Raw genomic sequence first — 8,450 nt, 5'->3', positions numbered from 1 at the left:
CGCACCCGTGCGCCACTAGTGGTATTGCTACCACCCGTTCGACTTGCATGTATTAGGCCTGCCGCTAGCGTTCATCCTGAGCCAGGATCAAACTCTCCATTGTATAAATGTCTACACTAGCCCGAAGACTAGCTGATGTCGAGTGCAATCGCCGGCTCGTATATTGACGAGCTGTTATGTGTGTTCGTTTCGTTACGCTTATGAGTCCTTATTGTAATCCCTCTTCATGTAGAAGAAGGCTCACACCCATATTGTCTTTCCAATCATTCAAAGAACGTCTGCTTTCTCTCGTTTGAGAAGGCGTCGTGACTACGCTATTCGTAGTCGGTGGCTTTCGTTTGCCGTGCTTCACTGCGAAGCGGGCGACAAAGGTACTAACTCTTTTTCTTTCGGCCAAATTCCCAAGTGAAAAACTTTTTCACTTTTTCACCTGACCTGCTCACTTCCGGTTGAAGCGGGCTGCAAAGATACTACTTGTTTCTTCGCTTTTGCAACTCCGAGAGCAAAAAACTTTTTCGCTTTCTTCGTTTCCCGCGCCCTAGGCCACTTTCTGGTCTCAAGCGGGGTGCAAAGGTAAGAAGCTTTTTCGAACTAACAAGCAAGGGAGAAAAACTTTTTCGTCGACTCGTTTGTGGTGACGCTTCCAGTTGAAGCGGGGTGCAAAGGTAAGTAGATACTCTCTGCTTTTCCTAGTGCGCCGCGCAACTTTCTTTTCGCCTCGTTCGTAGCCCGCCTCCGGTCGATTTGGGAGTGCAAAAGTCAGACTTCTCTCCCGCTTTTGCAACTCCATCCCCAATACTTTTTTCTGTACCTAAGGCTTCGCGCATCTTACAGGCTGACCATCAATGTAATAAATAATGAAAGAAATCCTAAACACTGCTCTGTAGGCGAGTAAATGAGCTAAAGTAGAGAATGAGCTATGTCTACATCAGATAGGTAGTAAAAGCAAAAGCCTCTCTTATGAAGTATAAGAGAGGCTTTTAGCACAGTAGAAACTATTAACGATTATATCCTTCCACGAAGCGTTGTAGCTCCTGAACACTAGTTTGAAAGTCGAAAGCCTCATACACCTGATAAAACCTTTGTGGATCAACGACCCGTGGATAGGCGTATTTAGCTAGCTCCACCCGGTTACGATCAAAGGTTAGCGTGGATAAGATGCGCTTCAAATCTTCTGATTCCACGGCTGACTCACGTAAGGCTTCTCGCAGAATAGGCAGTTTGTTATCATCAAATGACTGCCGTTGCACGGATTGAAGCAATCTAGTTACGTCTTGAGGGGATATAACATAATAGTTAGGGTTGTTGCCGGGATATGAGTTGGGGTAACTGGGGTTATTAGGATAGCTCGAACCACTAGGATATCCGGGGCCAGGAGCAGGATACCCAGGGCTGGGGGCCGGATAGGCTGGTCCGGCCGGGCCACTACCACCAGGATAAGGAGTACCGTATCCTCCATTAGGATAGTTAGGGCCACCTGCATTAGGTGGATAACCACCCCGGATGGGTACCGCAGCCACTTTACGCAACGTGGGTGGAAAGCCATTTCGGGTTAGCAGCACAAAACTGCTTTCTAGGCCACCATCCAGAAACACTTGCGTGCGGTAGTTAATGCTGCGGCCATAGCCAGCAGGGATAATGAATTCAGCTAGATGGTAGCCAGGAGTCAGCCGGTCAAGGGCTACTTGACTTGCCCCTCCCCTAGTCAGAGGACGACCGTCAAAGATTAATTGGAAAGGGACTCCGCGCTCTGAGTAAAACGTAGCGTTGGCTGGAGCAGCTTGTAGGCCACTAATTACTAGAAAGAATAAAGCGGCGCAAAACAGGTATGCCTTCTTCATGGCAGTAGCTCATTATGTGAAAGCAATTCATCTGCTTCACATCTGGTGTTATGCCAAGTATTATGCCATTATCTGAATATTCTACCCTAGTGCTAGGCCTGTGGTTATTTTGGTTTTGCACCTGACCATAGTGTATAGGCCTATACTGTTTAGTACTCTGACTACAATAGAAATGAAAAGCCCCTGCATTACGAATGCAGGGGCTTTAGTGTAGCGTTAATATCCGTTAAGACAGCTTATTCAGCAATTTTGGTCACTTTGAATTCTGTCCGGCGGTTACGCTGGAATTCCTCTTCTGTCTTAGCGTTTTTGATTACTGGCTGGGTCTCACCATACCCACGAGCGGTAATGCGGTTCTTATCAATGCCTTTAGAGATTATGTAATCAACCGCTGACTGGGCCCGCCGCTGCGATAATGCTTGGTTGTAAGCATCCTTACCACGTGAGTCGGTGTGGGAGCTGAGCTCAATGGTGATTTGTGGATTGTCGTTCAGGGTTTGCACCAGTTTGTCTAGCTCTACCGCTGCATCAGGTCGGATGTTCGCCTTGTCGTAATCGTAAAAGATGTTCTCCACCACAATGGCTTTGTTCTTCACGATTTTAGTGAGCGTCAAGGTCACGGGTATCCGCACCTCGTTCATCGGATTAGGCAGTGCTTCTTGAGCGGGCTTGCGACCAATGGTACTCACTGAGTTTCGGGCGGTGAAGTAACCCTGCCGGTTCGCAATGAGGGCATAATTAGCCGCGGCGGTGTCTAGCTTGAAGCTGAACTTACCATCGGGGCTGGTAGTCACGTCTTGGAGCTTCTGCCCTCTGGCATCGTAGAGGGTTACAGTTTCACTAGCGACGGGAAGCGTCTGGCCGGTTTTATCGTTACGCTCAACCAGCGTACCATCGGCGAAGAAGGTAACTAGCTTGATAATGCTCTCGCGAAACCGGTACAAGTCGTCGGAACCCTTACCACCTGCCCGGTTAGAAGACATTACTCCGGTTTTGTTTCCGGTAAAGTACGGGGCGAAGTCATCGCCGGTACTATTGATAGGAGCGCCGAGGTTGACAACTTTCCCTTTCTCAACCTTGAAGATATCCAGCTTCCCTAGGCCAGGGTGCCCGTCGGAAGAGAAATATAGGGTACCATCGGGGGCAATAGCCGGGAAGTTTTCGTTGCCGGCAGTATTAATCTGCTCACCAAGGTTTTCGGGTGGGGAAAACCGACCCGGAGTTTCCATAGTGGACTTATACAGATCGTTGCCACCTAGGCCACCTTTTCGAGTGGAAGTGAAGTAGAGCGTCTTACCGTCGGGAGAGAAGGAAGGCGCGAAGTCATCGGCTGTGCTACTATTCACCACGCGTAGGATCTCGGGCTCGGTCCAGGCGCCATTCTTGTTGTAGGCCACCCAGAGGTCAACGCTCAGGTAGCCTTTCTTGGAACCACTGTTTGACCGGGCAAAGACCATCATCTTGCCATCGGGGGTATAAGTGGCGCTGGCTTCGTGCTTGTCGTCGGAATTGAAAAGAGGCTCAAGCTTACGAACGGTGCCTCCAGTCATCTTATCTGTGTCATCAAACTTGACAGCGTACAGGTCGTTGAAGCCTTCGCCATTGCCTTTGTACACCTTGCCTTCGCGCCCGGAAGCAAAGATCAGCTCTTTAGTCTCGGGCAGGATAGTAGCACTGAACTCCGCAGAAGGCGTATTCACCTGATCCAGTGCCATTACCTCGCTATTAGTGCGCATGGCTACAATAGAGGTAGAAGCACGGGCATTTTTGGCTTCCTGCTCGGCACGAGCTGCCAGTGTACGGTTAGAACCATTCTGGGCATAGGCATCAAACTGCGCAGCGGCTTCCTCGAACTTGCCATTCGCTTTTAACGCTTCCCCATAATAGAAAGCCGCATCGTTAGCTTTAACACCCCCACCAATTGCCGCTTTATAGTATTCTTCGGCTTGATCAATTCTATTGGAAAGCCGGTAAGACTCTGCTACCCGATAATTAGACTGGGCGATATTCTTGCCCTTGGCTACATCTGCCTTATAGAGCGCAATGGCCGTTTCATATTCGCCACGGGCGAAGCGCTTATCCGCTTTGCTCATACTGCCCGAGGCCGCGCATCCACTCAAGAAAGCAGCAGAGCCCGCGGCAGCACATACTAGGATAAAAGTTCTCATAAGCGGGAAAAGGGGGAGAAAGGAAACCAGCCGGCCCTTAGTTGACCAATCTGGAGCTAATAATACTAAGTTTAGGTAGGACTTTTGCTGGGGCCTGTGGGTTTGTACGCAGAGTTAGAAATACCGGCTTAGCCAAGAAGTAGCGGCTGGCGTAAGCCAGGCAGTTTGGAGTTGCTCGTGGCGGCCAATGGTATTGTCGAAGTACAGGGTATCAGGAAGCAAGCGGCCCTCGGCTACTGCAGCCCGCAGCTCCCGACGGTCGAGTAGCTGTACCTGCCCATTCAGTAGAAATGCCAGCTGGCTCTTCTCTAGTAACGATACTCCTAGTTGCTCCTCTATAGCACGTACGAACCGGACGGATGCATCAATTGAGCAGCCGCTGGCATCGGCAATGGCTTCATCTAGGCCTATCACTAAAAATTGCTGATGAAATATTTCAGCTGATGCCTGCAAGGAGCGGCCGTGGCTGGTCCACTCTTCGGCAAACTGTTGCAAGATTGGCTGCACTGCGGCTAGCTCAGCCTCCGTAAGCGGCCGGTTAGCCTGATAGATCCACAGACGAGCTGAGGCGGGTAACTGATTGAAGGGAACGTACATACCTTATATTTCCAGAAGAGCGACTGGCCTACGAGTAACGCTGGGCCAGCCTATTTTCTTGTAAAAGAAACAGCCTCGCCGAGAAGTTCCGGCGAGGCTGCACACAAAAAGCAATTTTGATGGTCTGCGATGATGCAGAATTAAGCGTTTAGGCCCTCAGCGGAAGCAATAAGCTCAGCGAGGTCAAACACCTGCACGTCAGACTCCCGCTCTTTATTCTTAACACCGTCGGCCATCATGGTCATGCAGAAGGGGCAAGCCACGGCAATAACGCTGCCACCGCGGTTAGAGCCAGCCGGCAGTACGGGGGCAGTGCTTTCTACGCCCTGCAGATTTAGAAGCACATCGGCGTCGCCATCTAGAGTGGCCAACGCTTCTTCGGCCCGCTCAATGTTGATGTCTTTCTTACCGGGCTCAGGCTCTTTCCACATCTGGGCGCCACCAGCGCCACAGCAAAGGCCATTGGTCTTACAGCGCTTCATCTCCAGCAGGTCGGCATCCAGTACTTCTAGCACAGCCCGGGGAGCTTCATAGATGTTGTTGGCACGACCCAGGTAGCAGGAGTCGTGGAACGTGATGCGGCGGCCCTTAAAGGATTCTCCGCCCTCAGCCTTTACCTTGCCCTCATTGATGAGCTGCTGCAGGAAAGTGCTGTGGTGAATTACCTCGTATTCGCCACCAAGCGCGGGGTATTCATTTTTGATGGTGTTGAAGCAGTGAGGGCAAGCCGTTACCACCTTCTTGATGCCGTAGCCATTAAGGGTAGTAATGTTCTGCATGGCTTGCATCTGGAACAGAAACTCGTTGCCGGCCCTCTTGGCGGGGTCGCCGGTGCAGCTTTCTTCCATACCCAGCACAGCGTAATTGACGCCTACGTGTTCCAGAATGCGCACAAAGGCACGGGTAACACGCTTGTAGCGGTCATCGAAAGCGCCGGCGCAACCAACCCAGAACAGTACTTCGGGGGTTTCGCCCTTCGCCGCCAGATCGGCCATTAGTGGAACAGATACAGGACGCTTGGCAGTTTGCTCAGCCATATGAGTGGGAATTGAGAATCGGGGTGAAGTGAAAAGCAGGCTTTCTAGAGCTAGGCTATAAGTGGTCTAGCCAGCAACCGACGTGGCGGCTTTATCAGCCACGTACAGGTCATCAGCCCAGTTAAAGCGGTCGGAGGGCGAGAAGGCCCACGGCGCGCCGTTGTTTTCAATGTTGCTGAACATTACGTTGAGCGAATTGGGCGCCGCCGATTCTTCCAACACCAGGAAGCGGCGCATCTCCACAATGCTCTCCAGTGGGTTGATGTTCACGGGGCAGGCTTCTACGCAGGCGTTGCAAGTAGTGCAGGCCCATAGCTCCTCCGGGGTCACGTAGCCGCGTAGCAGCATGTGGTTCTCGGCATCCAGTTGCTCCTGTGAATCGTGCTTGGCCTCCTTGCCATAGAGGTTAGGGCTGAACACCAACGGCGAGTTATACTTCTCCTCTACCCTATCACGAGTGTCCATGATGATCTTACGGGGCGAGAGCAACTTACCGGTAAGGTTAGCTGGGCAAACCGACGTACAGCGGCCGCACTCGGTGCAGGAGTATGCGTTGAGCAGATTAGTCCAGGCCAGATCGTCTACATCTTTGGCACCGAATGGTGTGGGCGCAGCCGCCGAGCCATCGGGGCCTACGGGTGGGGCGGGAACCTCGTAGCTGGGGTCCATCATGGCTTTCACCTCATGCGTAATGCTCTCCACGTTGGAAAACTGCCCTTGGGGCACAAGGCGCGAGTAATAGACGTTTGGAAACGCCATGATGATGTGGAAGTGCTTGCTACTGGGCAGATAATTCAGGAACAGCAGGATGCCGATGATGTGTCCCCACCAGCCTATGCGCTCCAATACAGCAAGGGCGGTGGTACTTTCTGGAAACAGGCCCGTGAGAAGGCTGCTAATTGGGAAAGCACCGGGCAATGTGCGGCCTTCCAACTGGTGCAGCTTGAGGTCGGCGGTGTTCATGGTGAACAGCGCAAGCATCAGAATCACCTCTACGTAGAGGATGATGTCGGCATCTAGCCTAGGCCAGGCACGCATTTCTGGGCCAGTAAAACGACGTACCCCTTTCACGTTCCGGCGCCACCAAAAGGCTGCTACCGCCAACAGTACCAATGCGCCAAGAATCTCATTTGTGCCGGTGAGTGCCGAGTACAACGGACCTAAAAACTGTAAAACCCGGTGCGTACCAAACAGGCCATCAATAAGAATTTCGATGACTTCAATGTTGATTACAATGAAGCCTACGTATACAATCAAGTGAAGAATTGCGGGCGTGAGGCGCTTAAACATCTTCTGTTGCCCGAAGGCTACCAGCAGAGTTTTGGATAGCCGCTCATTGATGTTGCCGCTCATATCCCGGTCGCGCCCGACTAGGATATTGGCTCGTATCTTCCGGACTTGCCACGCGAACAGACCGAAGCCCGCTACTGCGACAAGCAGGAAGAGGATGTTTTGAATGGAGAAGTGCACGGGATGGGGTAGGTTTGGGGTTCAGTCCGAAATATACTCGGTATGCATAACAAATTACGGAAATTTCCCCGGAAAGATTTTTTTTGCAGAAGTATTGCAGGTTGATTTTGCTTTACTACTTTTGTGCTCCCCAACGGCCACAACGGCCCACGGGGCGCCCAGAGCTGGTAATGTAGCTCAGTTGGTAGAGCACAGCACTGAAAATGCTGGTGTCGTTGGTTCGATTCCAACCATTACCACGAAAAAGCCCTCTGTATTGCACAGAGGGCTTTTTTATTTTCATAGCTTCTGTGAATTCTCTCAAACGCATTGCTACCTGCAAGTATTTGACGGGCCAAGTAACTACAGAACACAGGTAACCAACGTGTAAGACAAGCCCAGTAAGCCGGAAGCTTAGTAAGTGAAGTGCCCACGAGTATCCCCTAAAAAGAGTCGTATAGCTGTGGCAGGCGCAAGAATCAATAGCCCGTTAAGGCTCCTTGATAAGCGCTGGAATCATCTTGGAGTAAAGGCAGGCCTGGCCCTTGCTCCTAACACCACTCAATTACCGGTCAGGAAAGCATTAGCTGTGGTCTGTCTTCAGATGCATTCGGCAGAACACTGCCACCGTGCAACAAGAAAAAGGCTTCGATGTGGCGTTGCAGAGTTACTACATCGTCGCTGTCAAGTTCAGCTACTACATGAGCTAGTGAGGATACGTGCTGGGCAGTGGTAAGCATGTAACCTGGCTCATGAATCCAGGAGCAGGCGTACAAACGGGTACCATCGCGGCCAACCAGCTGATGCTGGTAGCGCATATCTGTGGTAGGAGTGAACCCAGCTTCGGTAGCTGCCACTGGGTAATCCCAGGATCGATACAAGGATAACCTGACAAAGCCGAGCCTCTGCAGATAGGTGTCTTTGAGAGTAGAAAAGGTCATAGAGGGCAGTGAAATGAATCTTCCATCTGCACAATAGCATCAGGCTCTTACAAGATGCTTAGTACAACACTCATCTAAAAGGACGAATAGAGGTGTATTGTGACAAGACCAGCACCCTAACATGCGGCAACTGAAAACAATACATTTATTATTATCAAACACTTACAAAGCAAAATACCGGATAAATTATATTGATTTGTGACATAAGGGGACATCTTTATCAGCTTTATAATATTCGGGTTTTTAGAAACTATACAGACTTGATTTTAGCATCAGTTTATATAATGTAAGCAGAACAGTACTGCGCTGCTCATCCGGATACTTCTCTGGTTTAGCTTCCGTGCTGCGTGTGGAGGGTGTCGGGTTAAACCTTTGTTATTAATTACAGCTAAATATTGCTTGTGCCATATTTTCATA

6 protein-coding genes, 1 tRNA gene and 1 rRNA gene are annotated in these 8,450 nt (G+C 50.7%); 1 reads left to right on the top strand and 7 read right to left on the bottom strand.

Annotated features, from left to right (window positions below; all coding sequences use genetic code 11):
* The 6 genes from EU557_RS22420 to EU557_RS22395 form a co-directional block, all read right to left on the bottom strand.
* Positions 1-103, bottom strand: a 16S ribosomal RNA gene (locus tag EU557_RS22420); the annotation flags it as partial.
* Positions 104-998: 895 nt separating this feature from the next.
* A complete protein-coding gene (locus EU557_RS22415) occupies positions 999-1,841 on the bottom strand; it encodes a proline and serine-rich protein 1 family protein (protein ID WP_135532708.1) in 843 nt (280 codons plus the stop codon).
* Between the two features lie 236 nt (positions 1,842-2,077).
* Positions 2,078-4,009: a CHU_0125 family OmpA-like outer membrane integrity protein gene (locus tag EU557_RS22410; RefSeq protein ID WP_135532707.1), complete on the bottom strand. Its 1,932-nt coding sequence runs from the start codon at positions 4,007-4,009 to the stop codon at positions 2,078-2,080.
* A gap of 114 nt (positions 4,010-4,123) precedes the next feature.
* Positions 4,124-4,606, bottom strand: coding sequence for a hypothetical protein (locus EU557_RS22405; protein ID WP_135532706.1), 483 nt, complete (start codon positions 4,604-4,606; stop codon positions 4,124-4,126).
* A gap of 140 nt (positions 4,607-4,746) precedes the next feature.
* Positions 4,747-5,601, bottom strand: a complete 855-nt coding sequence (locus tag EU557_RS22400; protein ID WP_135532724.1) for a (Fe-S)-binding protein — start codon at positions 5,599-5,601, stop codon at positions 4,747-4,749.
* A 108-nt stretch (positions 5,602-5,709) separates the two neighbouring features.
* Positions 5,710-7,113, bottom strand: coding sequence for a 4Fe-4S dicluster domain-containing protein (locus EU557_RS22395; RefSeq protein ID WP_135532705.1), 1,404 nt, complete (start codon positions 7,111-7,113; stop codon positions 5,710-5,712).
* Positions 7,114-7,279: 166 nt separating this feature from the next.
* Between EU557_RS22395 and EU557_RS22390 the strand changes: the two genes are divergently transcribed.
* A tRNA-Phe gene (locus tag EU557_RS22390) sits at positions 7,280-7,352 on the top strand.
* Between the two features lie 312 nt (positions 7,353-7,664).
* Here the strand turns inward: EU557_RS22390 and EU557_RS22385 are convergent.
* Complete coding sequence (locus EU557_RS22385; protein WP_135532704.1) at positions 7,665-8,033, bottom strand: hypothetical protein; 369 nt, start codon at positions 8,031-8,033, stop codon at positions 7,665-7,667.
* Between the last annotated feature and the right edge of the window lie 417 nt (positions 8,034-8,450).

It is taken from the genome of Hymenobacter wooponensis (assembly GCF_004745865.1).
Classification (GTDB): domain Bacteria; phylum Bacteroidota; class Bacteroidia; order Cytophagales; family Hymenobacteraceae; genus Hymenobacter; species Hymenobacter wooponensis.
Note: the sequence above shows the minus strand (reverse complement) of the source record. Positions and strands in the feature narration are given on the sequence as shown.

Excerpts from the sequence above, each read along its gene's own strand:
- EU557_RS22415 (WP_135532708.1), bottom strand. The coding sequence starts at position 1,841 with ATGAAGAAGGCATACCTGTTTTGCGCCGCTTTATTCTTTCTAGTAATT.
- EU557_RS22410 (WP_135532707.1), bottom strand. The coding sequence starts at position 4,009 with ATGAGAACTTTTATCCTAGTATGTGCTGCCGCGGGCTCTGCTGCTTTC.
- EU557_RS22405 (WP_135532706.1), bottom strand. The coding sequence starts at position 4,606 with ATGTACGTTCCCTTCAATCAGTTACCCGCCTCAGCTCGTCTGTGGATC.
- EU557_RS22400 (WP_135532724.1), bottom strand. The coding sequence starts at position 5,601 with ATGGCCGATCTGGCGGCGAAGGGCGAAACCCCCGAAGTACTGTTCTGG.
- EU557_RS22385 (WP_135532704.1), bottom strand. The coding sequence starts at position 8,033 with ATGACCTTTTCTACTCTCAAAGACACCTATCTGCAGAGGCTCGGCTTT.